The sequence below is a fragment of the Allobosea sp. P4_H5 genome (assembly GCF_056400825.1).
The window spans coordinates 128613-154966 of the sequence record NZ_JBFUKM010000015.1 but is presented as its reverse complement, the minus strand read 5'-3'; the positions used below and the strand labels follow the sequence as shown (position 1 = coordinate 154966).

The following is a 26354-nucleotide window of genomic DNA, read 5'->3' as shown; positions in this document are numbered from 1 at the left end:
GCCTTCTTACGAAGTTTGGCCGTCGGCGGGCGGCAGCAGCATGGTCTGCGCCAATCCCCGCATCGCGGCGAAGAGGGCTTCGGCGCCGGCGGCGGCGTCGAAATTCGGATCGACGGCACGCCGGCAGAAGAAGCCGTCCGCCATCATGAACAGCGCCGTCAGGAAACGCGCTTGATCGAGATTGCTTGGAAGTTCGCCGCTCGCCTTGGCGGCCGCGACGGCAGCACCGAGGCCTTGCTCGACCACCTCGTCAAAACCGGCACAGATCTGCGCCATCTCGGGCGTGCGTGACGCCTCGGCCCAGATCTGCAGCGCGATGATCGCCTTCTCGCGCGGCTTGCGCACCATGTGCTGGCGGCCGAGCTCCTCGAGCTGGTCGAGCAAGCCGCCTTTGCTTGGGTCGAGCTGGGCGAAATCGGCCGCGACCTCGGTCCGGTCGCGCTCGCTGATGCCACCGATGATCGCGTCCTTCGAGGAGAAGTAGCGGTAGAGGTTGCCCGGGCTCATCCCGGCCTCGGCGGCGATATCGTTCATCGTCGCCGCGTGGAAGCCGGCGCGCGCGAAGACGCGCTCGGCCGCATCGAGGATGCGGACATGGCGCTCAGAGAGGCCGCGTTCGGCCGAGAAGGAGGTGATGACCTGCGACATGCTTCTTTGGAATGATGAGAATGAATGTTCATTCTCATGCCTGAGCCTGGCTCGAAAGTCAACCGATGCGGTCACTGGAGGTTGCATTGCCAGAAGACTATTGATGGAAGATTGCACGGAGCATGCACGGCGCTGGCCTCCGCCATGCTGGCCATGGCGCATAATTTGCTTGCCGCGAGGGCCGGCAAACCGCATTTTAAGTGTTGTCCGGTATGGAGAATCCGGTCTCGGGAGCGCAATCGAACGCCGCGATGAACGATCTGTCCTATCGCTTCGAGACCCGTCGCCGGCTCCGCACTCGCCTCGACGCCCTGCCACCGCGCAAACCGGTGCTGATCGTGCTCCATCAGGAGCATTCGACGCCTGGTCGCGTCGGCCGCCTCATCGCCGAGCGCGGCCATACCCTCGATATCCGCAGGCCCCGTTTCGGCGATCCGCTGCCACAGACCATGCAGGGCCATGCCGGCGCGGTGATCTTCGGCGGGCCGATGAGCGCCAACGACCCTGATGATTTCGTCAAGGCGGAGATCGACTGGATCGGGGTCTGCCTCAAGGAGGAAGCACCCTTCCTTGGCCTTTGCCTTGGCGCTCAGATGCTGGCCCGCCATCTCGGCGCGACCGTCTACACTCACGCCGAAGGCCGGGCCGAGATCGGCTACTACCCGCTCAGCCTGACGGAGGCCGGCCGCGCTGATGCCGCCACGACCGGCAGCATCTGGCCTGGAACGGTCTATCAATGGCATCGCGAGGGCTTCGACTGCCCGACCGGCGCCGAATGCCTGGCGACCGGCGGCGATTTCCCGGTCCAGGCGGTCCGCGCCGGCCGCAAGGCCTATGGCCTGCAATTCCATCCCGAGGTGACGCTGGCGATGATGTGCCGCTGGTCGGTGCGCGCCCATGAGCGCACGCTGATGCCGGGCGCGCAGCTCCGCCATCAACATCTCGAGGGCTGGTATCAGTACGATCCGCCGGTGCGGGCCTGGCTCGACGGCTTCCTCGACCATTGGCTCGCCGAGCCGGCCCTCCCCCCGGACCTGTCCAGGTGAGTCGCAGCGTCATCGTCATCGGCGCCGGCATGGTCGGCGTCTCCTGTGCGCTTGCCCTGCAGAAGCGCGGCCTCAAGGTCACGCTGATCGACCGGCGCGAGCCCGGCCGCGAGACCTCCTATGGCAATGCCGGCGTGATCAGCCGCTCCTCGATCATGCCGCTCAACAATCCCGGCCTGTGGAAGAACCTGCCGAAATATCTCGGCAACCGGCACGCGGCGGTGCGCTATCGGCTCGGCCATCTCCTGGCCAATCCCGGCTGGATCCTCAGCTTCCTCAACCAGGCCAGGCCGGAGCGGCTCGGCCACCGCGTCGCGGCGCTGGAAAGCCTGATCATACCCTCCCTGCCGCTGCACAAGCGCCTGATGACCGAGGCCGGCATCGCCTGGCGCCTGCGCGACACCGGCTTCCTCGAGCTCTGGCGCAGCGAGGGCGGCCGGGCCTCCGCCGAAGCGCGCCGAACCTTCCTCGAGGATCACGGCGTCCGCGTCGAGGCGCTCGACCGCCAGGCGCTATCGGCGCTGGAGCCGAGCCTGAACCCGATCTTCTCGGCCGCCCTGCACCACAAGGACAGCGCCTCGGTCGATTGGCCGGGCGCCGTGGTCGAGGCCTATGCGGCCTTGTTCGCCGCCCGCGGCGGCACGGTCCTGCGCGACGAGGTCACCGCCCTGGGAAAGCAGGGCGAAGGCTGGCGCGTCACGGCCAAGGGCGCCCAGCACGACGCCGATCTCGCAGTCGTCGCGCTCGGACCGTGGAGCGCCGATCTGCTGCGACCGCTCGGTCTGAAGGTGCCGCTCAATGTCGAGCGCGGCTATCATCGCCATTACAAACCGGCGCAGGGGCGCTTCCTCAACCGGCCGATCTACGATGTCGAGGCGTCCTACATGCTGGCGCCGATGGAGCTCGGCCTGCGGCTGACCAGCGGCGTCGAGCTCGCCCATCGCGACGCGCCCGACGACCACGCCCAGATCGAGCAGGTATTGCCGCGGGCGCGCGAGGCCTTTCCGCTCACCGAGCCGGCCGAGGACACGACCTGGCGCGGCTCGCGTCCGACCTTGCCGGACTCCTTGCCGATGATCGGCGAGGCGCCGCGCAATCCCGGTCTCTGGCTCGCCTTCGGCAACCAGCATATCGGCTTCTCGACCGGGCCCGTGACGGGGGAGATCTTGGCCGCCCTGGTCTGCGGCGAAGCGGCTCCGGTCGACCCGGCGCCTTTCGCGCCGGGTCGCTATCTCTCCTGAATCTCACGCCGGGGCGCTCGGCTGCGCCGGATCACGGGTGACGCTCTTCGCCACGCCGTCACCAAGGCCGGACCAGTTGACCCTGGCCGTGCCGAGCATCAGTGCCGTCAGCGCAACGAAGGCGCCGATCGCCCCGGCGAGCAGGGCGAAGTCCTCGGATTTCAAGAGCGCGTAGACCAGCCCGTAGCCGGTGGCGAGGATCAGGCCGAGCACCGCACCGCGTGCGAAACTGCGCAGGACGAGGCCGATATAGAGTGCGATCAGCGCGGTCGTCGCCGCGGCTGCCGTGAGATAGGCCGTCAGGAAGCCGAGATGCTCGGCCAGCGACAGCAGCAGCACATAGAACAGCACCAGTGCGAAGCCGACGAGCGTGTACTGGACGGCGTGGAGGTTGTCGCGCGCCACCAGCTCCAGCCCGAACACGGCGAGGAAGACCGCACCGACGAACAGGATGCCGTATTTGATGGCGCGGCCGACGAGTTGGTAGAGATCGACCGGCTGGTAGAAGCGGGCCCCGACGCCGCCGGCGAGGAAGGTCACATCGGCACGCTTGTCGTGGGTGAAGGCGAGCGGCAGGTTGCGCGCCAGGTGAGAGACGCGCCAGGTGGCCGAGAAACCGTTTGCGTCGATCACCCGGTCATCCGGCAGATGTGCGCCGGAAAAGCTCGGATGCTGCCAGTTGGAGCTCATCCGGAGCGCGCTGTTCTTCGCCAGCGGCACGATCGACAGGCTGCGTGAGCCGTTGAGGTCGAGCCCGACCTCGACGGTGAGCGGCTTGGTCAGGTCGATGCCGCGCAAGGTCGCATGGATGCCGTTGCCGTCGCGGATGCCGGCGCCGAGCGTCGGCTCGAACTCGATCGCGGCTCCGTCGCGGATTTGCGCCGTGGCCCGGTTTTTCAGCCCGCGGACATCCGCGACGCCGACGGCGAGCACCGCCTCGTTCCAGAGCGGCAGTACCTCCTCCGAGGTGATCGCCTTGAAATCGGGCGGCAGGAAGCGCGCGGCCAGCGCGACCTTGCTGCGATAGACCGGGACGTCGAAGATCGAGCGCCGCCGGATTTCGGTCTGCGCCTCCGAGCTCGCCTGGAGATCGTCGGGCAGGAAGACCGCGACCTCGCGCGTCGGCGCCGAGACGGCGTTCTTGGGCGGAACCAGATAGGGCACCAGCAAGGCCGGGCCGCCGACGATCTGTTCACGGCCCCAGGCATCGCCGATCTCGCGGGCAGCCTGATTGGCGGTGGCCGAGCGCTCGCTGCGCAAGCTGGAGACGAACGTCAGCGGGATCAGCAGCAGCAGCGCCAGGAAGCCGATGACGAAGAATTTCAGGCCGGGACTGCGCCCGAAGCGCCTTGGGTTGATCCCTAACGGAAACGACGGCGGTTCAGCCTTGCTCTCGTTCTCTTGCTCTTGCGACATGATTCGCCCTCATGCAGTGACTTAGCGTCACTAGGAGAGCGCGGCGTCTTGTCGCGGACATGATCGATTGAGGGCTGAAAACGGCGGAATCGGCGGCGGAATTGCGGAAAGCCGCGCTGTGCGAAACCGACCCGCGCTGAGGCTTGGCGTCATTCTCGGGCGGAGCGAAGCGCAGACCCGAGAATCCCATGACGAGAAGATGCCGACCGGAGCCTCCTCCGGCCTGAGATGCTCGGGTCGAGCCCGAGCATGACGCTCTGCAGGCGGCAGGCTCAGACCTGGCGTGTCACCATCATCTTCTTGACCTCGGCAATCGCCTTGGCCGGATTGAGGCCCTTCGGGCAAGCATTGGCGCAGTTCATGATGGTGTGGCAGCGATAGAGCCGGAACGGGTCCTCGAGATCGTCGAGGCGCTCTCCGGTGGCCTCATCACGGCTGTCGATCAGCCAGCGATAGGCCTGCAGCAGCGCGGCCGGGCCGAGATAGCGGTCGCCGTTCCACCAGTAGCTCGGGCACGAGGTCGAGCAGCAGGCGCACAGGATGCACTCGTAGAGGCCGTCGAGCTTTTCGCGGTCGTCCTTGGCCTGCTTCCACTCTTTTTCGGGCGCCGGCGTGGTGGTCTTGAGCCAGGGCTCGATCGAGGCGTGCTGGGCGTAGAAGCGGGTCAAGTCGGGAACGAGGTCCTTGACCACCGGCATATGCGGCAGCGGATAGATCGCGACCTTGCCCTTACCGCCGCATTCGTCGATGCCGGTGGTGCAGGCGAGGCCGTTCTTGCCGTCCATGTTCATGGCGCAGGAGCCGCAAATGCCCTCGCGGCAGGAGCGCCGGAAGGTCAGCGTCGGATCGACCTTGTTCTTGATCCAGATCAGTGCGTCGAGCACCATCGGCCCGCAATCGTCGCGGTCGACATAATAGGTATCGGTGCGCGGATTGGCGGTGTCGTCGGGGTTCCAGCGGTAGACCTTGAACTCGGTGACCTTCTTGGCACCGGCCGGCTTCGGCCAGGCCTTGCCTTCGGTCAGGCGGGAGTTCTGCGGGAGATTGAATTCAGCCATCGGTCAGATCGTCCTCAGTACACCCGCGCCTTCGGCTTGATGTATTCGATGTCGTTCGAGAGCGTGTAGGTGTGCACCGGACGGTCATCGAGCGTGACGGTGCGCTTCTCGTCGTCGATCCAGGCGAGCGTGTGCTTCATCCAGTCCTTGTCGTCGCGGTCCGGATAGTCCTCGCGGGCATGGGCGCCGCGGCTCTCCGGACGCTGCAGCGCCGAATCCATGGTGACGACCGCCTGGGTGATCAGGTTCTCGAACTCGAGCGTCTCGATCAGGTCGGAATTCCAGATCAGCGAGCGATCGGTGGTGCCGATATCGGTGATGCCGCCCCAGACCTCGTGGATGAGCTTGTGGCCCTCTTCGAGCGTCTCGCCGGTGCGATAGACCGCGCAGTTGCTCTGCATGATCCGCTGCATCTTGTCGCGCAGCACCGCGGTCGGCGTGCCGCCCTTGGCGTTGCGGTACTTGTCGAGGCGGGTGAGCGAGAGGTCGGCCGAGTTCGCCGGCAGTTCCGGCTGCGTCTCGCCGGCCTTGACGGTCTCGGCGCAGCGCAGGCCCGCGGCGCGGCCGAAGACGACGAGGTCGATCAGCGAGTTCGAGCCGAGGCGGTTGGCGCCGTGGACGGAGACGCAAGCCGCTTCGCCGATCGCCATCAGGCCCGGCACGACCCGGTCCGGATCGCCGTCGACCTTGGTCAGCACCTCGCCGTGGAAGTTCGTGGGTATGCCGCCCATGTTGTAGTGCACGGTCGGGATCACCGGGATCGGCTCGCGGGTGACGTCGACGCCGGCGAAGATCTTGGCGCTCTCCGAGATGCCCGGCAGGCGCTCATGCAGGATCTTCGGGTCGAGATGGTCGAGATGCAGGTAGATGTGATCCTTGTCCTTGCCGACGCCGCGGCCGGCCCGGATCTCCATCGTCATCGAACGTGAGACGACGTCGCGCGAGGCGAGGTCCTTGGCGCTGGGGGCATAACGCTCCATGAAGCGCTCGCCCTCGGAATTGGTGAGGTAGCCGCCCTCGCCGCGGGCGCCCTCGGTGATCAGGCAGCCCGAGCCGTAGATGCCGGTCGGGTGGAACTGCACGAACTCCATGTCCTGCATCGGCAGGCCGGCGCGCAGCACCATGCCGCCGCCGTCGCCGGTGCAGGTGTGGGCCGAGGTCGCCGAGAAATAGGCACGGCCATAGCCGCCGGTCGCCAGAATCGTCTGCTGCGAGCGGAAGCGGTGCAGCGTGCCGTCATCGAGCTTGAGCGCGAGCACGCCGCGGCAATGACCGTCCTCGTCCATGATCAGGTCGATGGCGAAGTACTCGATGAAGAACTCGGTGTTGTAGCGCAGCGCCTGGCCATAGAGGGTGTGCAGCATGGCATGGCCGGTGCGGTCGGCGGCGGCGCAGGTGCGCTGGGCCGGCGGGCCGTTGCCGAAATCGGTGGTCATGCCGCCGAAGGGACGCTGGTAGATCTTGCCGTCCTCGGTGCGCGAGAAGGGCACGCCCCAATGCTCGAGCTCGTAGACGGCGGCCGGCGCATTGCGCACGAGATATTCGATCGCGTCCTGGTCGCCGAGCCAGTCCGACCCCTTGACGGTGTCGTACATGTGCCACTGCCAGGTGTCCTTGCCCATATTGCCGAGCGAGGCGGCGACGCCGCCCTGGGCCGCGACGGTGTGCGAGCGGGTCGGGAAGACCTTGCTGATGCAGGCGGTGCGCAGGCCGGCCTGCGAGCAGCCGACGGTGGCACGCAGACCCGCGCCGCCAGCGCCAACGACGACGACGTCGAAGGTATGGTCGGTGATGGCGTAGGCCTGGCCGGTATAGGCCGGGACGGGGCGGGCGCGGGTGATCGCCATGATCAGCCTCCGAACGAGATCTTCAGGAGCGCGAAGGCGCAGGCGGCGCCGACCGCGATCGCAAAGAAGGTGTTGGCCATCACGGCGAGGATCTTGAGCCCCTCATGATGGACATAGTCCTCGATGACGACCTGCATGCCCAGGCGCATGTGGACGACGCCGGAGACCACGAAGAGCAACATCAGGATCGCGACCTGCGGCTTGGCCAGCGTCGCGATCGCGGCGCCATAGGGCTTGCCGATCAGCGAGAGCACGACGCAGAGGAAGCCGATCGCCAGGATGAGGTTGGCGACGGCGGTGAGGCGCTGCAGCCAGAAATGGCCGGTGCCGGACCTGGCGGAGCCGAGGCCCCGGACGCGGCCGAGCGGAGTGCGCATCGAGGAGTTTGAGAGCATCGGCTTAGTTCCTCAGCGCGTCAGGGCGATGATCCAGACGAGCACGGTGAGCCCGCCGGAGACGACGACACTGTACTTCGCCAGGTTCGTGCGGGTCTGCGGGTCGAAGCCGTGGCCGAGATCCCAGACGAAATGGCGAAGGCCGCCGATCATGTGATGCAGCAGCACGAAGGTATAGCCGAACAGCACGAGCCGGCCGAGGAAGGAGCCGGCGATCCACTGCGCCGTCTCGTAGGCGGCCGGGCCGGAGGCGGCAGCGATCAGCCAGAGCGCGATCAGCAGGGTGCCGCCATAAAGCGCCGAGCCGGTGGCGCGGTGGGCGATCGACATCGCCATGGTCCAGGACCAGCGATAAATCTGCAGATGCGGTGAAAGCGGGCGTGCCGCCGGTCTGGACTCGGCCAAGTCTTGAACTCCCGACCCTTCAAGCTCACGAAGCGAAGATCGCTTGGTATCGTTCTAGAGTGAATGGTTGTCTAACGAAACCGCCCCCGTGCTGCAATGCGGCAGGCAATGGTGCGGTTACAGAAATCGAAATCTGTAACTTTCCTTGATCCGGGCGCCACCGGAGCGCGGTCTGCGAAAACCGCTTTAAGCCGGACAAGCGCTGCTCGCCACCCTTTCCTCAGGGCCGTACCGCAGGGCGAGAACATCCATGAAACTGGGCATGAGCCTCTCGCAGTTCGAAGCCGAACTGAACACGGACACTTGCGACCCCTACAACAATGCCGAATTGACGCTGACGCTGAAGCTCGGCTTCCGGCAGATCAATCCCGCCGCCGGCGCCGCCGATGGCACCTATCACGACTATGGCGACGCCGCCGAGACGAGCCGCAAGATCGTCAAATGGACCACCGGCAGCTGGAATCTCTGGAAAAAGAATTTCGTCGATACCGCGACCCGGTTTTGGAACGGCAAATTCTGGCTCTCCAACAATTTCCCGCTCTACGAGTTCGAGAAGAACGGCACGAAGTACCGGCCCAACATCTGGTGCCTGCTCAAGATCGAGGACCGCGACATCGCGCTTGGCGGCCACCATCATGTGATCGACGTGGTCAGGCTGCACAGAAGCGAAACCTGGTTCGGCTCGCATGCCAAGCTCTATGACAGCCTCGACACCAACCTGGTGAAGAAAGGTAAAGACAGCAAAGGCAAGCCGATCATGCAGCGCGCCCATGTCCACGAGGTCGGCCATCTGCTTGGCCTCGGCCATGTCGATATCGGCAAGGCGCATTGCCCGCCTGGCGGCAACACCAACGCCTCGAACTGCTACGGCGTCGCCGATGTCGACAAGTACTCGGTGATGGGGCAAGGCATGCAATTGCGCCTGACCCACGCTACCCCCTGGCGCAAGGCGATGGTGTCGCTCTCGGGCAAGGGCAATGTCCTGACGGCGACCGACTGGGAGGCCAAGACGCAGCGCATCTATCCGCGCATCCCGACAGAGGTCGCCTCGAACGCCATGCTCACGCACCGGCCCTTGCGCAAGTGATCTTCATCCAGCCACACCGGACAGCGATGATGCGCCGCCCTACCGCGCGAAACCTTCCCATGCTCATTCTCGTTCTCAGCGGGATGGCCGGCCTGCTCGGCCCCGCCCACGCCACAGGAAAGCGCTGCCAGATGAACGCGATCGAACGCTCCAAATGCATCATCGAGGCGATCCTCGCCGATATCAGCCGCAGCTACAGCCAGGTCGGCGGCGGCGGCATCAGCGCGATCAAGCAGAACTCGACGACCTCCTTCACCGTGTCGATCTCGCAGGAAGAGCGTGTCGACCTCCTGACCTATGAGGCGACGATCGACGCCAAGGGCAAGGTCAGCGTCAAGAAGACCGGCGAGGACACGAAGTCGCGCTGACGCGGCCTCAGCGCGGCAGCAGCGCCCAGTAGTCGAAGTCGAGGATCACCCCGTCGGCATACTGGTCGGCGTGCTTCAGCGGGTGCTCGTTGCAGGGCAGGTTCTTGGTCGCGACGAGGCGAAGCCTGAGCGCGCCGACATCCTCGCGTCCGGGCACTTCCGCCGCCTCGAGCACCTCGCTCCAGGCAAAGACGGTGTCGCCGGCAAACAGCGGCGAGACATGGCGACCCGCGTTGATCGCGGCGATATGGAAGGCGTTGCCGAGGCCGTTGAAGGACAGCGCCCGTGCCAGGCTGATGACGTGGCCGCCATAGATCAGGCGCTTGCCGAAGCGGGTCTCGCGGGCGCCATAGCCGTCGAAATGCACTTTTGCGGTGTTCTGGTAGAGCCGCGTCGCGATCTGATGCTCGGCCTCCTCGACGGTCATCCCGTCGACATGGTCGATGCGCTCGCCCGCCCGGTAGTCGCCCCAGCGGAAGGGCGAGCCCGAAAGCGCATCGTCATAGGCGGCAGGGTGCAGCGGCGGGCAGCCCTCGCCCAGCGCCTCCGGGGCGACGCTCTTCGGCAATTCCGGCACCAGCTCGACCTCCGCCGGCGTGCCGGGCCGACGCTTGCGCACCAGCACCCAGCGGGCATAGCTCAGCACGATCTCATTATGCTGGTTTCGGCCGATCGAGCGGACATAGACGATGCCGGCATCGCCGCCCGAGGTCTGCTTCAGTCCGATCACCTCCGACGTCGTCGAGAGCGTGTCACCCGGGAAGACCGGCCTGAGGAAGCGGCCATCGGCATAGCCGAGATTGGCGACGGCATTGAGCGAGATGTCCGGCACCGTCTTGCCGAAGACGATGTGGAAGACGAGGAGGTCGTCGACCGGCGCGACCGGATAGCCGATCGCCCTGGCGAAGGCATCCGAGGATTGCACGGCGAAGCGCGTCCCGTAGAGCGCGGTGTAGAGCGAGACGTCGCCGACCGTGACCGTGCGCGGCGTCGCGTGGACGATGGTCTCGCCGAGCCGGAAATCCTCGAAGAAGCGGCCGGTGTTGGTCTTGCTGATAATCTCGGACATCGGCTCGGCTCTCGCGGCGGGCCTTCATTGTGCGCTGCGGCGCGGCCCGCCGTAAAGCTGGCCCAATGGTGGAGAGCTAGCGGAAGTCGCGTGGCCGCAGGCCGGCATGGAACCAGGTAATCATCGAATAGATGTCGTAGACCGGTAAGCCCGTCGCCGCCTGCACCGCAGCCGCATAAGGCGGCATGTTGGTGCATTCGAGCACGATGGCGCCGACCTCGGGATGTTCTTTGACCAGCCGCAGCGCCGCCTCGACCACATCCTGTTCGGCGAGATCGATGTCCATCTCCTCTTTCTCGGCCTTGATCAGCACGCGGAAGAACTCGCGGCCGTTCTCGGTGCCGGTCACTGGGGTGTCGGCGGGGACGCCCACCGCCGCAAGGTGCTGCGGCGTCAGCGTCGCCGCCGAGACGGTGACGAGGCCGACGCGCTTGCCGGGCGGCAAGGTCGCCTGCACCCAGGGCACCTGCATCAGTGAGGAGGTCGCGACCGGCACGCCGACAGCCGCCGCGAGCTCCTGCTGAAACAATGAGAGGAAGCCGCAATTGGTGGTGATCGCCTCGGCGCCGAGCCGGACCAGCTCCTGCGCCGCCGTAACGAAATCCGGGAGCAGCCCGGCCGCTCCCTTCAGCACCACCATCTCCGGGCTCGCCCCGGAGACGACGCGGTAGAGCACCGGGAAAGGCCAGGTCGTGGCATTGCCCATATCGCCGAAGATGCGCGGAAAGCGCGCCTCCAGCATCAGCACGCCGAGCGGCGCGCCATAGAGCGCCTTGCCGCCCTTCGCGATGCCCCGCCGGCTCACGCGGTGATCTCGATCAGCTTGGCGAGATCGACATTGGCGCCGCAGACGAGGACGCCGAGGCGCTCGCCGGGCTGGGGCTTGTAGGTGCCGGCGATCAGCGCGCCCAGTGCCGCCGCACCACCGGGCTCGACCGCCAGACGGAAATCGCGCCAGAGCAGCGCTTGAGCCTCGGTGATCGCCGCATCCGGCACCAGCACGACATGGTCGACCGTGTCCTTGCAGACGTCATAGACCAGCTGGCCGACATTGCGGGCCCCCAGCGAATCGGCTGCGACCGAGGCGACGGTTACCGTCACCGGTCCCTTCGCCTCGAAGGCGGCCTGCAGCGAGCGCGAGCCTTCCGGCTCGACGCCGACGACCTTGACGCTGGTGCCGGCGAACCAGGCGGCGATGCCCGAGATCAACCCGCCGCCGCCGACTGCGACGAGGACGGTGTCGAGGTCAGGCTCCTGGCTTTGCCATTCGCGGCCGAGCGTGCCCTGGCCGGCGATCGTCTCCTTGGCCGAGAAGGGGTGGATCTTCAGCGCGCCGGTTTCGGCCACGAACTTGTCGCAGGCAGCCTGGGCGTCGTCATATTGCGCGCCGCCGATCCGGACCTCGGCGCCGAAGCGGCGGATCGCCTCGACCTTGGCGGCCGGCGAAATCTCCGGCACAAAGATCGTCGCCTTCACGCCGCGCTTGCCGGCGGCATAGGCGACGGCAGCCCCGTGATTGCCGCCCGAGGCCGCGGCGACGCCAGCGGCCGGCACATCGAACGAGAGCAGATTGTTGAAGGCGCCGCGCGTCTTGAACGAGCCGGCATGCTGCAGGCATTCGAGCTTGAGCGAAACATCGGCGCGCGAGCCGAAGGCCCCGGTGCCGAGCCGCATCACCGGAGTGGTGCGGGCATGGCCGGCAATGCGGTCAGCCGCAGCCTCGATCATCGAGCGCGGCACAGGCTTGTCTGTCATGGCTGGATCCTGGACGAGGGAGCGATCCGCGACATAGGTCCAGATCGCGATAGGTAGACCGTGGCTATCGCGTCCCGGCGGATCGGGAAAGGGCTTCCCGCGCCCGGCGGCAATGTGTCCGGCGACGACCAGCGCCGCGAGCGCATCGAGCGCATCATCGGCGGCGGCACCGCGCGGCGGTTTCGCATGGACGATGGCCTCCGGCAGTCCCGCGGCCAGCAGCAAAGCGCGGCGCTCGGCCATTCCCGCCGGGTTGACCACGCCCTTGATCTTCTTCGGGTGCACCAGCGGCGCCCCGCGCATGGTCGCGAAGGCAAGCTCCGGATGCGTCTCGAAGATGCGCTCGCGCCAATCCGGCTCGGCCCGCAGCAAGGCGTCGATCTCGCGGATGCGCGGAAAGAGATGAAAGCCCTGCTTCGAGACCTTGCGTGGCGGCTCCGAGGTCGCAAGCGCCAATAGACAGGCTTCAGCATAGTCGATTGCGTGCACCGCGCTGCGCGAGGGGATCGAGAACACCGAGGATTGCCGCTCGCCGAGCAAGGCACGCACCGCCTGCTCCGGGCCCCGTCCCGAGCCGATGATCCGGTCCGGCAAGCCGATCGGCATGTCGACCGCGATCAGATCCGGCATAAGCGGGCCGGCAAGCAGATCGCTCCAGCGCGGAATGACCCGGAAGAATGGCGCTTCCTGTCCTGTAAGATCGGCGAAGGCCGCGATCCAGCCGGCCTTGCAGCCATCGACACCCGCAATCCAGCCCTTCACAGTCTGTCATCCGTCTTTCGCAGAACTGACATTGCATTGCGGCGCAGCTTAGTGTGCACTGCAGCGAACCCGGCGACCCTCAATCCGGAGAGACACTATGACCGACATCCGTCCGCGCCGCAGCGTCCTCTATATGCCGGGCTCCAATGCCCGTGCCTTGGAGAAGGCCCGCGAGATCGCCGCCGACGCGCTGATCCTCGATCTCGAGGACGCGGTCGCTCCGGACGCCAAAGACCTGGCGCGCGAACAGGTCTGCGCCGCGGTGAAGGCCGGCGGCTATGGCCGGCGCGAGCTGGTCATCCGCACCAACGGCATCGACACGCCCTGGTTCGACGCCGATCTCGCCGCCGCGACGGAGGCCGCGCCCGACGCGATCCTGATCCCCAAGGTCTCTTCGCCGGAAACGTTGGTCGAGATCGGCCATCGCCTGACCGGGCTCTGGGCCAAGCCGGAAACGCAGATCTGGGCGATGATCGAGACGCCGCTCGCCATCCTCGATTGCGAGAGGATCGCGCGCGCCGCCCGCGATCCCTCGACGCGCCTCGCCTGCTTCATCCTCGGCACCAACGATCTTGCCAAGGAAACGCGCGCCCGCTTCGTGCCGGGTCGTGCGCCGATGCTGCCCTGGCTGACCACGGCGATCCTCGCCGCCCGCGCCCATGGCATCGACGTCGTCGACGGCGTCTACAACGACCTCAAGGATGAGGCCGGCTTCCGCGCCGAATGCGAGCAGGCCCGCGATCTCGGCTTCGACGGCAAGACCCTGATCCATCCGAACCAGGTCGCGCTGGCGAACGGCGTCTTCGCGCCGGAGGAGACGGAGCTCGCGCGTGCCCGCGCCATCATCTCGGCCTTCGACGAGCCGGCGAACGCCGACAAGGGCGCGATCCAGCTCGACGGGCGCATGGTCGAGCGCCTGCATGCCGAGATGGCCAAGCGCGTCGTCGCATTGGCCGAGGCGATCGCGGCTTGAGTTCACCTTGCTGGCCATGACGTGGTAGCGGGAGGCGCCATGGTGCCTTCCCTCCCCTACCGCCCCAATGTCGGCATCGCCCTGTTCAACGCCGAGGGCCGCGTCTTCGCCGGTCGCTCGCACAGCGCCGGACCCGAGATCGTCCTGCCGGGCTTCGACTGGCAGATGCCGCAGGGCGGCATCGACGCGAACGAGGATATCGTCGCGGCCGCCCGCCGCGAGCTGGCCGAGGAAACCGGGGTGACCAGCGCCGCATTCCTCGCCGCCACGCAGGAATGGTGGGCTTACGACTTCCCCGCCTATGCCGGCCCGCCGCACAAGTTGACCGCCTTCCGCGGTCAGCGTCAGCGCTGGATCGCCTTCCGCTTCGCCGGCGACGAGGCCGAGTTCGACATCACCCGGCCGAACGGCGACGAGCCGGCGGAGTTCTCGGAATGGGCCTGGCTGCGGCTGGCGCAGATGCCGGAGCGCGTCGTGCCGTTCAAGCGGGCGGTCTACGAGAAAGTGGTCGCGGCTTTTGCCGAGTTCGCCAAGCCGATGACCTGACCCTCGCCTTCAGACCCAACGAAAAAGGGCCGCTTGCGCGGCCCCTTGCATCGCGTCACGCGTCGCGAGGCGGCCTCAGGCAGCCTTACGCTGCTCGAACACGCCCTTGAACTCGCGTAGCTGCACGAGCTGGTCGTGCAGGCGCTTCTTCTCGGCTTCGTCATGCGAACCGGCATGGCGGGTCTCGGCAGTCAGGATCTCCGCATCGAGGACAGCGTTGTCGACGTCCTCGAGGAAGCGGGCCTGCTCGGCCAGGATGGTGACGCTCGTCGCGTTGATCTCGGCGAGGCCGCCGGAGACGAAGAATTCCTTGCCATTGCTCGAGTCGGTCTGGACCAGGACGATGCCGGGCTTCAGCACGGCAACGACCGGCGCGTGACCGGCGAGCACGGTCATCTCGCCCTCGACCGACGGCACGATGACGCTGACGGCATCGCCTGAGAACAGGATGCGTTCCGGCGAGACGAGTTCGAATGTGAAGGTGGCCATCGCAAAATCTCTCCAGGCTCGTCATGGTCGGGGCGGGCCCGGCCATCTCTGAAACCAGTGTCTTCCCGTCCAGAGATTCCCGGGCCAGGCTCGAGAATGACGTTCGTCGGATCTTCCGGTCGGCCAAGGCCGACCGGAACGGCCCGTGAAGCTTACGCCGCCTCGGCAGCCAGGCGCTGGGCCTTCTCGACCGCTTCCTCGATCGAACCGACCATGTAGAAGGCGGCTTCCGGCAGGTGGTCGTACTTGCCCTCGACCAGGCCCTTGAAGCCCTTGATCGTATCTTCGAGCGCGACGAGCTTGCCCGGCGAACCGGTGAAGACTTCCGCGACGAAGAAGGGCTGCGACAGGAAGCGCTCGATCTTGCGGGCGCGGGCGACGGCGAGCTTGTCCTCTTCCGAGAGCTCGTCCATGCCCAGGATCGCGATGATGTCCTGCAGCGCCTTGTAGCGCTGGAGAATCTGCTGGACCTGGCGGGCGATCGAGTAGTGCTCCTCGCCGACGATCGCCGCAGAGAGCATGCGCGAGGTCGAATCGAGCGGGTCGACCGCCGGGTAGATGCCCTTTTCCGCGATCGAGCGCGAGAGCACCGTCGTGGCGTCCAGGTGGGCGAAGGAGGTCGCCGGCGCCGGGTCGGTCAGGTCGTCGGCGGGCACGTAGATCGCCTGCACCGAGGTGATCGAGCCCTTGTTAGTGGTGGTGATCCGCTCCTGCAGGTTGCCCATGTCGGTGGCGAGCGTCGGCTGATAGCCCACCGCCGACGGGATGCGGCCGAGCAGCGCCGACACTTCCGAGCCGGCCTGGGTGAAGCGGAAGATGTTGTCGACGAAGAACAACACGTCCTGGCCACGGTCACGGAAGTCTTCCGCCACGGTCAGGCCCGACAGGGCGACGCGCATGCGGGCGCCCGGGGGCTCGTTCATCTGGCCGTAGACGAGGGCGCACTTGGAGCCTTCGCCGCCGCCCTTCTTGTTCACGCCCGACTCGATCATCTCGTGATAGAGGTCGTTGCCCTCGCGGGTACGCTCGCCGACGCCGGCGAACACCGAGTAGCCGCCATGGGCCTTCGCGACGTTGTTGATCAGCTCCATGATCAGCACGGTCTTGCCGACGCCGGCGCCGCCGAACAGGCCGATCTTGCCGCCCTTGGCGTAAGGCGCCAGCAGGTCGACGACCTTGATGCCGGTGACCAGGATCTGCGCTTCCGTCGCCTGATCGGCATAGGACGGAGCCGGCTGGTGGATGGCGCGAGTGCCGGAGGTCTTGATCGGGCCGGCCTCGTCGACCGGCTCGCCGATGACGTTCATGATGCGGCCGAGGCACTCGTCACCGACCGGAACCGCGATCGGGGCGCCGGTGTCGGTGACCGCCTGGCCGCGGACCAGACCTTCGGTCGAGTCCATGGCGATGGTGCGGACCGTATTCTCGCCCAGATGCTGGGCGACCTCAAGGACGAGACGGTTGCCGAGATTGTCGGTCTCGAGCGCGTTCAGGATCTCGGGCAGGACGCCGTCGAACTGCACGTCGACGACGGCGCCGATGACCTGCGCGACGCGGCCGGTGCCGGTGTTGGCGGGCTTGTCGGTCTTGGTCTTGGTAGCGGCTTTGGCCATGGTTCGAACCTCGGATTCGCGTTCAGCGTGTCGGATGGCCGGCACGCCGGCCTGAAGTTAGGCGGTTAGAGCGCTTCCGCGCCGGAGATGATCTCGATCAGTTCCTTGGTGATCATCGCCTGACGCGAGCGGTTGTACAGCTGCGTCTGCTTCTTGATCATCTCGCCGGCGTTGCGCGTGGCGGAGTCCATCGCCGACATGCGCGCGCCCTGCTCGGAGGCGGCGTTCTCCAGGATCGCCCGGAGCACCTGCACCGTCAGATTGCGCGGCAGCAGGGTCTCGAGGATCTCGCTTTCCTCCGGCTCGTAGTCGTAGACCGCGGCCATCGTCTTGGTGCCGGCCGGGATTTCGGCCGGGATGATGCGCTGCGCCGTCGGGATCTGCGAGATCACCGACTTGAACTTCGAGAAGAACAGCGTCGCGACGTCGAACTCCCCGGCGGCAAAGCGCGCCAGGATGTTCTGCGCGATCGTCTCGGCATTGGCGAAGCCGAGCTGCTTGAAGGCGCGCAGGTCGATCACTTCGAGGATGTCGGCTGCAAACTGCCTGCGCAGGATGTCGAAGCCCTTCTTGCCGACGCAGACGAACTTGACCGTCTTGCCCTCGGCCTTCAGCGCGTTCGCCTTGTCACGGGCGAGACGTGCGATCGAGGAGTTGAAGGCGCCGCAGAGACCGCGCTCGGCCGTGCAGACCACGAGCAGGTGCACCTTGTCGGAGCCCGTCCCGCCGATCAGCTTCGGGGCGCCCGGCCCAGAGATGCCAGAGGCGAGGTTCGCCAGCACCGTCTCCATGCGCTCGGCATAGGGACGCGCCGCCTCGGCCGCGCTCTGGGCGCGACGCAGCTTGGCTGCCGCGACCATCTGCATGGCCTTGGTGATCTTCTGCGTCGCCTTCACCGAGGCGATGCGGTTGCGTAGGTCCTTAAGGGACGGCATCCGGTCTTGATCCCCTATCCGTCATTGCGAGGGCGCAACGACGAAGCAATCCAGAACTGGCGCAGCGGGGCTGGATTGCCTCGCTGCGCTCGCAAAGATCAGGCGAAGGACTTGGCGTAGCCCTCGACGATCCCCTTCAGCTTCGCGGCGTTCGCGTCCGAAAGGTCCTTCGAGGAGCCGATCTCGCTCAACAGGTCGGCGTGCTTGCCGCGCACCAGCGAGAGCAGCCCGTCCTCGAAGGCGCGAACCTTGTTGACCGGCAGCGGATCGAGATAGCCGTTGACGCCGGCATAGATCACGACCGTCTGCTCTTCCATCTTCAGCGGCGAGAACTGGCCCTGCTTCAGCAGCTCGGTCAGGCGGGCGCCGCGGTTGAGCAGGCGCTGCGTGACGGCGTCGAGGTCGGAGCCGAACTGGGCGAAGGCCGCCATCTCGCGATACTGGGCGAGCTCGCCCTTGATCTTGCCCGCGACCTTCTTGGTCGCCTTGGTCTGGGCGGCCGAGCCGACGCGCGACACCGAGAGGCCGACGTTCACCGCCGGGCGGATGCCCTGGTAGAACAGGTCGGTCTCCAAGAAGATCTGGCCGTCGGTGATCGAGATCACGTTGGTCGGGATGTAGGCCGAGACGTCGTTGGCCTGCGTCTCGATGACCGGCAGCGCCGTCAGCGAGCCGAGACCAGCGGCCTCGCCCATCTTGGCGGCGCGCTCGAGCAGGCGGGAGTGCAGGTAGAACACGTCGCCGGGATAAGCCTCGCGGCCCGGCGGGCGGCGCAGCAGCAGCGACATCTGGCGGTAGGCGACGGCCTGCTTCGACAGGTCGTCATAGATGATCACGGCGTGCATGCCGTTGTCGCGGAAATACTCGCCCATCGAGCAGCCGGCGAAGGGCGCCAGGAACTGCATCGGGGCCGGGTCGGAGGCGGTGGCCGCCACGACGATGGAATACTCCATCGCGCCGCGCTCCTCGAGCACCTTCACGAGCTGGGCGACGGTCGAACGCTTCTGGCCGACGGCGACGTAGACGCAGTAGAGCTTCTGGCTCTCCGGCGCGCCTTCGACGTTGAGCGGCTTCTGGTTGAGGATCGTGTCGAGCGCCACGGCGGTCTTGCCGGTCTGGCGGTCGCCGATGATCAGCTCGCGCTGGCCGCGGCCGATCGGGATCAGGGCGTCGATCGCCTTGAGGCCGGTCGCCATCGGCTCGTGCACCGACTTGCGCGGGATGATGCCGGGGGCCTTGACGTCGACGCGGGCACGCTGGGCCGCCTTGATCGGGCCCTTGCCGTCGATCGGGTTGCCGAGCGCGTCGACGACGCGGCCGAGCAGCTCCTTGCCGACCGGCACGTCGACGATGGCGCCGGTGCGCTTGACGGTCTGGCCTTCCTTGATCTCGCGGTCGGAACCGAAAATGACGACGCCGACATTGTCGCTCTCGAGGTTGAGGGCCATGCCGCGCACGCCGGACTCGAACTCGACCATCTCGCCGGCCTGGACCTTGTCGAGACCGTAGACCCGGGCGATGCCGTCACCGACGGAGAGAACCTGACCGACCTCGGTGACCGAGGCTTCCGAGCCGAAGTTCGAGATCTGCGACTTCAGGATAGCGGAGATTTCAGCGGCGCGGATGTCCATCAGCCGACCTCTTTCATGGCAAGACGAATAGAATTGAGCTTGGTTTTCAGGGACGCATCGACCATGCGCGAGCCCATCTTGACGATGAGACCGCCGATGATGGCCGGGTCGACCTTGAGCGAAACGTCGACATCCTTGCCCGCGACCTCCTTGAGGGCGGCAGTGATGTCCTTGAGCTGGGCGGCCGAGGGCTGCTCGGCGAGCGTGACCTCGGCGCTGACCACGCCCTTGGCCTCGGCGACCTTGGCACGGAAGGCGCGGATCATGCCCGGCAGCGCGAACAGGCGGCGCTTGCTGGCGACGAAGCCGATGAAGTTGGCGGCAAGCCCGGCAATGCCGGCCTTGGCGGTGAGCGCGGTGATGGCGGAGACCTGATCCTGCGCCGAGAAAGCCGGGCTCTCGATCAGGCGCTTGAGATCGTCGCTCTCGGCGATCATCGCCGCGAAGCCGTCGAGGTCCTTGGCGACGGCATCGACCGTCTTGGCCTCGCTGGCCAGTTCGAACAGAGCCGTCGCATAGCGCTCGGCCACGCCCGAGACTGGGGACTGTTCCTGCGATCCGCCCTCGGCCACGCTCTCGCTCTCTCTTCCAGGGGACCGCTCCGGCGACCTTCTGACGAAGGTGGAGTGCACGGCCCCGACACTGCGATGATCAAGCGCGCGACAAACCTGTTCCAGGGCTTGCGGCGCTTGGATTGCGGCGGTGCGATAGCATGGGGTTTCGGGGGGCGCAACCGACGAAATACCCGCCCCACATGCTTTGGATGCGGTCGAAAGAAGCAGCCGGCGCAGGGCGCGGCCACATGCGCGGCTACGCAGCGGGAATCCGGCTAAAGAAAGCTCTGCGGATCGACGTCGACTGCGACCCTGACCGAACCCTTCGGCCGCGGCGCCCGTTTGAGCCAAGCACGCAGGTAGTCCTGCAGGTTGATCTCGCGCGCCGTCCTGACGATCAGTCGCATGCGATGGCGCCCACGCAGGATGGCCAGCGGCGCCTCGGCCGGGCCGAGCACGGCGACGCCGGCCGGCGCTTCTGCGCAGCGCGCCAATGCCCGCGCATGCGTCTCGGCCTCTCCTTGCGAGTTGGCCGAGACGATCAGCCCGGCGAGCCGGCCGAAGGGCGGCAGGCCGGCAGCCTCGCGCGCGGCCGTCTCCGCCGCATAGAAGCGCTCTGGATCGCCGGAGATCAGCGCCTTCAGCACGGGATGATTGGGGTCATGGGTCTGGAGGAGCGCCCGCCCCGGCTTCTCGCCACGCCCGGCCCGGCCGGTGACCTGCCTGAGCACCTGGAAGGTGCGCTCGGCCGCGCGCGGATCGCCCGAGGTCAGGCCGAGATCGGCATCGATGACGCCGACCAGCGTCATTCCCGGGAAATTATGGCCCTTGGCGACGAGCTGCGTGCCGATGACGATGTCGAACTCGCCTTCGGCAACCGCCATCAGCTCCTGCTTCAGGCGTTCGGTGCCGCCCGGAAAGTCGCTCGACAGCACGATCGAGCGCGCCTGCGGGAACAGGGTCGCGACCTCCTCGGCCAGGCGCTCGACGCCCGGCCCGCAGGCGACGAGGCTCTCCGGCTGATGACAGGCCGGGCATTCATGCGGCCTGCGCTCGACATGGCCGCAATGATGGCAGACCAGCGCCCGCCGGAAGCGATGGTCGACCAGCCAGGCCGAGCAGTTCGGGCACTGGAAGCGGTGGCCGCAATCGCGGCACAGCGTCAACGGCGCATAGCCGCGCCGGTTGAGGAAGAGCAGCGACTGCTCCTTCGCCTCGAGATTGGTCTCGACCGCCTTGATCAGTTGCGACGAGAGCCAGCGCCCGCGCTCGGGCTTGTCCTTGCGCAGGTCGACCAGGCCGAGCGTCGGCAGCTCACGCCCGCCAAAGCGCTCGGGCAGCTTGAGATGGAGGTAGCGGCCGCGCTCGGCATTGACCCGTGTCTCCAGCGAAGGGGTCGCCGAGGCCAGCACGACCGGCGCATTCTCGATCTTGCCGCGCACCACCGCCATGTCGCGGGCGTGGTAGGCGACGCCGTCCTCCTGCTTGTAGGCGGCCTCGTGCTCCTCATCGATGACGATCAGGCCGAGATCGCGGTAGGGCAGGAACAGCGCCGAGCGCGCGCCCGCCACCACCAGCGCTTCGCCCTTGGCGATCGCCGCCTGCAGGCGCTCGCGCCGTCGCCCGCTCACCGCCGAATGCCACAGTCCCGGCCGGACGCCGAAGCGCGCCTCGAAACGGTCGATGAACTGCGCGGTGAGCGCGATCTCAGGCATCAGGATGACGCTCTGGCGCCCGAGCCGGATCGCCTCGGCCACCGCCTCGAAATAAACCTCGGTCTTGCCCGAACCGGTGACGCCCTCGAGCAGCGCGACCTGCCAGGCCTGCTTGCGCACGAGCTCGACGAGCGCATCGCCGACGGCGCGCTGGTCGTCGGAGAGCTGCGGCTTGGCGTGATCGGGATCGGGCCTGGCCGCGATCGCCTCCTGCGGCAACGGCTCGACGGAGAAAGTGCCGGCATCGACGAGGGAATCGATCACCGCCGTGCTGACCGAGGCCGCCTCGGCCAGCGCCGATTTGCCGATCAGGAGCCCGCCCTCGGCGGCAGCGATGGCGCGAGCCCTGGCCGGCGTCATCCGCGCTGGCGGCGCGCCGACCAGCCTGACGCCAAGCTTCGGCCGCTCCGGCGTATCGTCGGGCGGGCGGCGGAGTGCCAGCGCCAGCACCGAGCCCTTGGCGGCGAGCGTATACCAGGCGACCCAGTCGACCAGCTTGCGCAAGGCCGGGTCGAGCGGCGGCATGTCGAGCTTGGCCACGACCTTCTTCAGGTTGCCGCCGCGGCCCGAGCCGGCCTCCCAGACGACCCCGACCGTCTCGCGCGGGCCGAGCGGCACCTGCACGACATCGCCCGGCGCGAGCGTGAGCCCCGGCGGCACGGCATAGCTATAGGCCTGGTCGAGGCCGAGCGGGATCAGCACCTCGACCGTGGTGGCTCCATCCTGAGGCTGCGAGGTGTCCGAATCCATCCCGCCGGGTTTAACATCGTTCATCATAAGAGGCAGTCGTGATGTCGGAACTAGAGAGTACCAAGGCGGCCAGCCGCATTGTCATGTTGGATACGGAGTATCATCGCGTTCGTTTGGCGATCGAGCGGTCGTATGCCGTGTTTGCGACTTACTCTGCCCCTCGGAGTCTCAAAGTTTCGCCTATTCACGACCGCGACAAGATGCTTCGGCAGCTGACAGATCGGCCCTTGTCAGCACTCTCTGGAGACGACCTGGGGGCATACGCGTTCAGCGCGTTGACCACGGCCGGCAACGATCGCGATTATCGCCATTTTCTCCCCCGCATTCTCGATCTGGCTCTGAGACCGAACGGCCAACCAGGATTGAGCCCAGTCGTCATCGCGGGAAAGCTCGACTATTGCGGTTGGCGAGCTTGGCCCTCGAACGAGATCGATTGCATCGAATCCTTCTTCGCCCTCGCCTGGGTCTTCGCGCTCTCTTCCCCACCCGACCTCACCGAGGCTCCCGATTGGCTCGCGGGCATAGCGAGAGCCCAGATGGATCTCGGCGGCGCATTGAAGACATGGGAAGTGGCCAAATCTCAGTGGGCCTGGCTGAATTTGGCGCGTTTCGTCTTGGACCGCCCGAAAAGGTTCCGCGAGACAGGTTTAGTCTGCGGCGGCTACTGGAGCGAGGTGGATCAGGCCGCAGTCGAGAAGGTCAGTTTATGGCTGCGCTCCCCAACGCGGACCACCGGCCTGCTCAGGATGGGCATTGAATCGAATTGGCCCGATGACGCCAGCCCGGAACTGCTCGCTGCAGCTGCTGATCTGCTCAATGAGTTGAGAGATCGCTTCAACGATCCCCCAGCCCGTCTCTAGCACTGATTCGGCCCTGGAGCCGGCAGCAACCTCAAGCCGCCGCCGGCCGCCGCATCCTGAGCCTGTTCATCGTCCAGACGAGGACCGGCCAGAGCAGCGCGCCGAAGGTCAGCGCTGCCAGCACCGAGGAGACCGGGCGGCTGAAGAAGGGCAGGATCGAGCCGTCCGACTTGATCAGCGAGGTCACGAAGCTCTGCTCCACCATCGTGCCCATGACGATGCCGAGCACCATCGCCGCGACCGGATAACCGTTCTTCTCCATCACGAAGCCGATCAGGCCGAAGATGGCGACGCACCAGACCGCGAACAGGTTGTTGCCCGCCGTGGCGAAGGCGCCGACCGCGCAGAAGACCATGATCACCGGCATCACCGCCGAGCGCGGCGCCCCGACGACCTTGCTCGCCAGCCGGATCATGATGATACCGAGCGGGATCATGATGATGTTGCCGATGATGAAGATGATGTAGAGCGCGTACATGCTCGACGCCTGCGAGGTGAACAGCGTCGGGCCTGGGTTGAGCCCCTTCATGTAGAGCACGCCGATCGCGATCGCGGTGATGGTGTCGCCGGGGATGCCGAAGAGCAGCGCCGGCACCCAGCCCGAGGCTAGCGAGGCGTTGTTGGAGGCACCGGCCTCGATCAGCCCCTCGGGGTGGCCGGTGCCGAACTTCTCCGGCGTCTTGGAGAAGCGCTTGGCCATGGCGTAGCTGACCCAGGCCGCCATGTCGGCGCCAGCGCCCGGCAGCACGCCAATGATGATGCCGATCAGGTTCCCGCGCGCCTGCTGCTTGGGGTATTTCTTGGTCAGCGCCCACTGGCCCTTCAGGATCGAGCCGAGCCGGCGGTTCTCCAGCTTCGGCGGCTCGCGCTCGGTCAGGGCCCGCATCACCTCGGCCAGTGCGAAGACGCCGACCAGCGCCGGGATCGGCTCGATACCGCCCAGCAGATCGGTCGAACCGAAGGTGAAGCGCGCCACGCCGCCGGGATTGTCGATGCCGATGCAGGTGATCAAGAGGCCGAGCAACATCGCCGCGATCGCCTTGATCGGCGAGGAGCGCGCCACCAGCGTCGAGCACATCAGGCCGAGCATGGCGAGCCAGAAGTTCTCATAGGTCGAGAAGGACAGCGCCATCTCGGCCAGCAGTGGTGCGATCAGCATCAGCGAGAGCGTGCCGGCGATGCCGCCGAGCGCCGAGAACCACAGGCAGATGCCGAGCGCGGTCTCCGCCTCGCCCTTGCGCGTCATCGCATAGGCTTCGTCGGTATAGGCGGCCGAGGCCGGCGTGCCGGGAATGCGCAGCAGGCAGCCCGGGATGTCGCCGGAGAAGATCGCCATCGCCGACGCCGTGATGATGGTGGCGACCGCCGCGATCGGCGAGAGATAGAAGGTGACGGGCACGAGCAGCGCCGTCGCCATCGTCGCCGACAGGCCGGGCAGCGCTCCGACGGTGAGGCCGTAAAAGGCGGATGCGATGATCGCGATCATCACATCCCATTGGAAGACGAGGCCGAAGGCCTGGATGACGGTGTTCATCGCGGCCTCACCAGGGGAAGGGCAGCAGGCCGTCGGGCAACGGCACGCGCAGCAGTTTCAGGAAGATCAGGTTGATGACGAAGGGCGCGATCAGCGCGAGCGGCACCGCAAGCTTGGGCCTGGCGCCGAAGGCGAGACTCGCGACCAGTACCATGATCGCCGCCGTCGGCAGGAAACCGAGCGCCTCCGAGGCAAAGGCATAGAACATCAGCAGCGCCGGCGGCAGCAGCGCCAGCCAGTTGCGCCAGGCCGGCAGCGGTTCGAGCTCTTCCGGCGTGCTGTGGCTCACGACATCGGCCTCTGCGACCTCCTCGAAACGGCGGCCGATGCCGAGCACGATCATGACGCCGCAGAGCACGAGCCCGGCGCCGACGACCATCGGGAAGGCCGAGGGGCCGACCTGCTGACCGGGCACCGGCGGCAATTTCGATCCGTAGAAGAAGGCGGCAGCGCCGAGCGTCGCGATGGCGCCGCCCGTCACGCGGTCTGACAACAACATGCTGCGGATTCTCGTCGAACTGTGATTGCGCCATGCCGGCGCCGACTGGAACGGAGGAGCGGACGGGCCTCGCGCCCGTCCGCTCTGTCTGCAGGTGATCAGGCCTTGGTCAGGCCCGCCGCCTTCATCGCGGTAGCCATCGAGGCATCGCTGTCGGCCATGAACTTGGCGAAGCCCGGTCCGTCGGCGAACTTCATGCCGAAGCCGCGCGAGTTCATGAAGTCCTGATAGTCCTTCGAGTCGAAGGCCTTCTTCAGCGCTCCTGTCAGCTTGGCCTGGATATCGGCCGGCACCGCCTTGGGCGCGCCGATGCCGCGCCAGGCACCGACCGAGTAGTTGATGCCGAGCGACTCGTTCAGGGTCGGCACGTCCTTAAACTGCGGGTTGCGTGCATTCGCCATGATCGCCAGCGCCTTGGCCTTGCCGGCGTCGATCATCGCGCGCGCTTCCGGCACCGAGCAGGTGACGATGTCGATGCCGCCAGCCGCCAGGTCCTGCATGCCGGGCGCGGCGCCGTTCGAGGGCACCCAGGCGACATGGTCCGGCTTCAGCCCCATCGCGACCAGCCAGCCGACCAGGGCGAGATGCCAGATGCCGCCCTGCCCGGTGCCGGAGGCCTTGAGCTTGCCGTGAGGGGCCACCTTGATCGCCGCGGCCAGCTCCTTGATATCCTTGTAGGGGCTGGAGGCCGAGACCTGCACGCCCGGCGGGTCCTCGTTCATCAGGCCGAGCGCGGCATAGTCGCTCGATTTCAGCTCGGTCAGGCCCTGATGGCGCATCATCGCGATCTCGACCGTCAGCATGCCGATCGTGTAGCCATCCGCCGGGGCCGAGGCGATCGCCTGGTGCCCGACGACGCCCGAGCCGCCGGTGCGGTTCACCACGTTGACGGGCTGGCCGAGGTCCTTCTCCAGCAATTGCGCGACGATGCGTGCCGTCGCGTCGGTGCCGCCACCCGCGCCCCACGGGCAGATCATCGTCATCGGCCGGCTTGGATACTGCGCCTGGCCGATCGCCGGGCGTGCGATCAATCCCGTCGCGCCGGCCGCTGCCGCGCCAGCCAGGACCGAACGTCTGCTGATTCTGCTCATTTCAATGTCCCTCCCGTTCAATCGATTTAAATTTTGAAAGCTTCTTCGCCTGGCGGCGCGGCCTTCT

Annotated in this window: 25 protein-coding genes; 7 read left to right on the top strand and 18 right to left on the bottom strand. The window is 66.8% G+C overall.

The window, feature by feature from the left end; genetic code table 11:
* Positions 1-6 precede the first annotated feature (6 nt).
* On the bottom strand, positions 7-648 hold the full coding sequence (locus tag AC1DS0_RS26460) for a TetR/AcrR family transcriptional regulator (protein ID WP_476817203.1): 642 nt from the start codon (positions 646-648) through the stop codon (positions 7-9).
* Between the two features lie 251 nt (positions 649-899).
* Here AC1DS0_RS26460 and AC1DS0_RS26455 point away from each other — a divergent pair, with 251 nt between their 5' ends.
* Both AC1DS0_RS26455 and AC1DS0_RS26450 read left to right on the top strand, forming a co-directional pair.
* On the top strand, positions 900-1694 hold the full coding sequence (locus AC1DS0_RS26455; RefSeq protein WP_476817202.1) for a glutamine amidotransferase: 795 nt from the start codon (positions 900-902) through the stop codon (positions 1692-1694).
* Positions 1691-2935, top strand: coding sequence for an NAD(P)/FAD-dependent oxidoreductase (locus AC1DS0_RS26450; protein ID WP_476817201.1), 1245 nt, complete (start codon positions 1691-1693; stop codon positions 2933-2935). Before AC1DS0_RS26455 ends, AC1DS0_RS26450 begins: the two co-directional genes overlap by 4 nt.
* Positions 2936-2938: 3 nt before the next feature.
* Here the strand turns inward: AC1DS0_RS26450 and creD are convergent, their stop codons facing one another.
* The 5 genes from creD to sdhC all read right to left on the bottom strand — a co-directional run bounded on the left by creD (position 2939) and on the right by sdhC (position 8056).
* Complete coding sequence (gene creD, locus AC1DS0_RS26445; protein WP_476817200.1) at positions 2939-4351, bottom strand: cell envelope integrity protein CreD; 1413 nt, start codon at positions 4349-4351, stop codon at positions 2939-2941.
* A 272-nt stretch (positions 4352-4623) separates the two neighbouring features.
* Positions 4624-5409, bottom strand: a complete 786-nt coding sequence (locus AC1DS0_RS26440; protein WP_476817199.1) for a succinate dehydrogenase iron-sulfur subunit — start codon at positions 5407-5409, stop codon at positions 4624-4626.
* A gap of 14 nt (positions 5410-5423) precedes the next feature.
* Positions 5424-7256 carry a succinate dehydrogenase flavoprotein subunit gene (gene sdhA, locus AC1DS0_RS26435; protein ID WP_476817198.1) on the bottom strand — a complete coding sequence of 611 codons (1833 nt, stop codon included), beginning with the start codon at positions 7254-7256 and terminating at the stop codon, positions 5424-5426.
* Positions 7257-7258: 2 nt separating this feature from the next.
* Complete coding sequence (sdhD, locus tag AC1DS0_RS26430) at positions 7259-7651, bottom strand: succinate dehydrogenase, hydrophobic membrane anchor protein (RefSeq protein WP_476817197.1); 393 nt, start codon at positions 7649-7651, stop codon at positions 7259-7261.
* Positions 7652-7663: 12 nt separating this feature from the next.
* Positions 7664-8056 carry a succinate dehydrogenase, cytochrome b556 subunit gene (gene sdhC / locus AC1DS0_RS26425; protein ID WP_476817196.1) on the bottom strand — a complete coding sequence of 131 codons (393 nt, stop codon included), beginning with the start codon at positions 8054-8056 and terminating at the stop codon, positions 7664-7666.
* A gap of 250 nt (positions 8057-8306) precedes the next feature.
* Between sdhC and AC1DS0_RS26420 the strand changes: the two genes are divergently transcribed.
* Positions 8307-9143, top strand: coding sequence for a hypothetical protein (locus AC1DS0_RS26420; protein ID WP_476817195.1), 837 nt, complete (start codon positions 8307-8309; stop codon positions 9141-9143).
* Between the two features lie 59 nt (positions 9144-9202).
* Entirely contained in the window at positions 9203-9511 is a 309-nt protein-coding gene (locus tag AC1DS0_RS26415) for a hypothetical protein (RefSeq protein ID WP_476817194.1), read from the top strand.
* 7 nt (positions 9512-9518) lie between these two features.
* Here the strand turns inward: AC1DS0_RS26415 and AC1DS0_RS26410 are convergent, their stop codons facing one another.
* From AC1DS0_RS26410 to AC1DS0_RS26400, 3 genes are all read right to left on the bottom strand, one after another.
* Entirely contained in the window at positions 9519-10580 is a 1062-nt protein-coding gene (locus AC1DS0_RS26410; protein WP_476817193.1) for a MaoC family dehydratase, read from the bottom strand.
* Positions 10581-10656: 76 nt separating this feature from the next.
* Positions 10657-11385: an aspartate/glutamate racemase family protein gene (locus tag AC1DS0_RS26405; protein ID WP_476817192.1), complete on the bottom strand. Its 729-nt coding sequence runs from the start codon at positions 11383-11385 to the stop codon at positions 10657-10659.
* Positions 11382-13097 (bottom strand): serine/threonine dehydratase, encoded by a 1716-nt coding sequence (locus AC1DS0_RS26400; protein ID WP_476817191.1) that lies wholly within the window; start codon positions 13095-13097, stop codon positions 11382-11384. The genes AC1DS0_RS26405 and AC1DS0_RS26400 overlap by 4 nt, the downstream gene beginning before the upstream one ends.
* 97 nt (positions 13098-13194) lie before the next feature.
* Here AC1DS0_RS26400 and AC1DS0_RS26395 point away from each other — a divergent pair, with 97 nt between their 5' ends.
* Both AC1DS0_RS26395 and AC1DS0_RS26390 read left to right on the top strand, forming a co-directional pair.
* Positions 13195-14070, top strand: a complete 876-nt coding sequence (locus AC1DS0_RS26395; RefSeq protein ID WP_476817190.1) for an HpcH/HpaI aldolase/citrate lyase family protein — start codon at positions 13195-13197, stop codon at positions 14068-14070.
* A 39-nt stretch (positions 14071-14109) separates the two neighbouring features.
* Positions 14110-14616 (top strand): RNA pyrophosphohydrolase, encoded by a 507-nt coding sequence (locus AC1DS0_RS26390; RefSeq protein ID WP_476817189.1) that lies wholly within the window; start codon positions 14110-14112, stop codon positions 14614-14616.
* Between the two features lie 75 nt (positions 14617-14691).
* Here the strand turns inward: AC1DS0_RS26390 and AC1DS0_RS26385 are convergent, their stop codons facing one another.
* From AC1DS0_RS26385 to AC1DS0_RS26360, 6 genes are all read right to left on the bottom strand, one after another.
* Positions 14692-15105 carry a F0F1 ATP synthase subunit epsilon gene (locus AC1DS0_RS26385; protein WP_152013432.1) on the bottom strand — a complete coding sequence of 138 codons (414 nt, stop codon included), beginning with the start codon at positions 15103-15105 and terminating at the stop codon, positions 14692-14694.
* 152 nt (positions 15106-15257) lie between these two features.
* Positions 15258-16718 (bottom strand): F0F1 ATP synthase subunit beta, encoded by a 1461-nt coding sequence (gene atpD / locus AC1DS0_RS26380; protein WP_152013433.1) that lies wholly within the window; start codon positions 16716-16718, stop codon positions 15258-15260.
* Between the two features lie 65 nt (positions 16719-16783).
* Complete coding sequence (locus tag AC1DS0_RS26375) at positions 16784-17653, bottom strand: F0F1 ATP synthase subunit gamma (RefSeq protein WP_476817188.1); 870 nt, start codon at positions 17651-17653, stop codon at positions 16784-16786.
* A gap of 98 nt (positions 17654-17751) precedes the next feature.
* Positions 17752-19284, bottom strand: a complete 1533-nt coding sequence (gene atpA / locus AC1DS0_RS26370) for a F0F1 ATP synthase subunit alpha (RefSeq protein ID WP_476817187.1) — start codon at positions 19282-19284, stop codon at positions 17752-17754.
* Entirely contained in the window at positions 19284-19856 is a 573-nt protein-coding gene (locus AC1DS0_RS26365) for a F0F1 ATP synthase subunit delta (protein WP_476817186.1), read from the bottom strand. The genes atpA and AC1DS0_RS26365 overlap by 1 nt, the downstream gene beginning before the upstream one ends.
* Before the next feature lie 257 nt (positions 19857-20113).
* Entirely contained in the window at positions 20114-22303 is a 2190-nt protein-coding gene (locus AC1DS0_RS26360; RefSeq protein ID WP_476817185.1) for a primosomal protein N', read from the bottom strand.
* Between the two features lie 41 nt (positions 22304-22344).
* On the opposite strand from AC1DS0_RS26360, the gene AC1DS0_RS26355 reads away from it, so the two are divergent.
* Positions 22345-23163, top strand: a complete 819-nt coding sequence (locus tag AC1DS0_RS26355) for a hypothetical protein (RefSeq protein WP_476817184.1) — start codon at positions 22345-22347, stop codon at positions 23161-23163.
* A gap of 31 nt (positions 23164-23194) precedes the next feature.
* Here AC1DS0_RS26355 and AC1DS0_RS26350 read toward each other — a convergent pair whose 3' ends face one another.
* The 3 genes from AC1DS0_RS26350 to AC1DS0_RS26340 form a co-directional block, all read right to left on the bottom strand.
* Complete coding sequence (locus AC1DS0_RS26350; protein WP_476817183.1) at positions 23195-24697, bottom strand: tripartite tricarboxylate transporter permease; 1503 nt, start codon at positions 24695-24697, stop codon at positions 23195-23197.
* Between the two features lie 7 nt (positions 24698-24704).
* A complete protein-coding gene (locus tag AC1DS0_RS26345) occupies positions 24705-25196 on the bottom strand; it encodes a tripartite tricarboxylate transporter TctB family protein (protein ID WP_476817182.1) in 492 nt (163 codons plus the stop codon).
* 98 nt (positions 25197-25294) lie between these two features.
* Entirely contained in the window at positions 25295-26287 is a 993-nt protein-coding gene (locus tag AC1DS0_RS26340) for a tripartite tricarboxylate transporter substrate binding protein (protein WP_476817181.1), read from the bottom strand.
* Positions 26288-26354 lie beyond the last annotated feature (67 nt).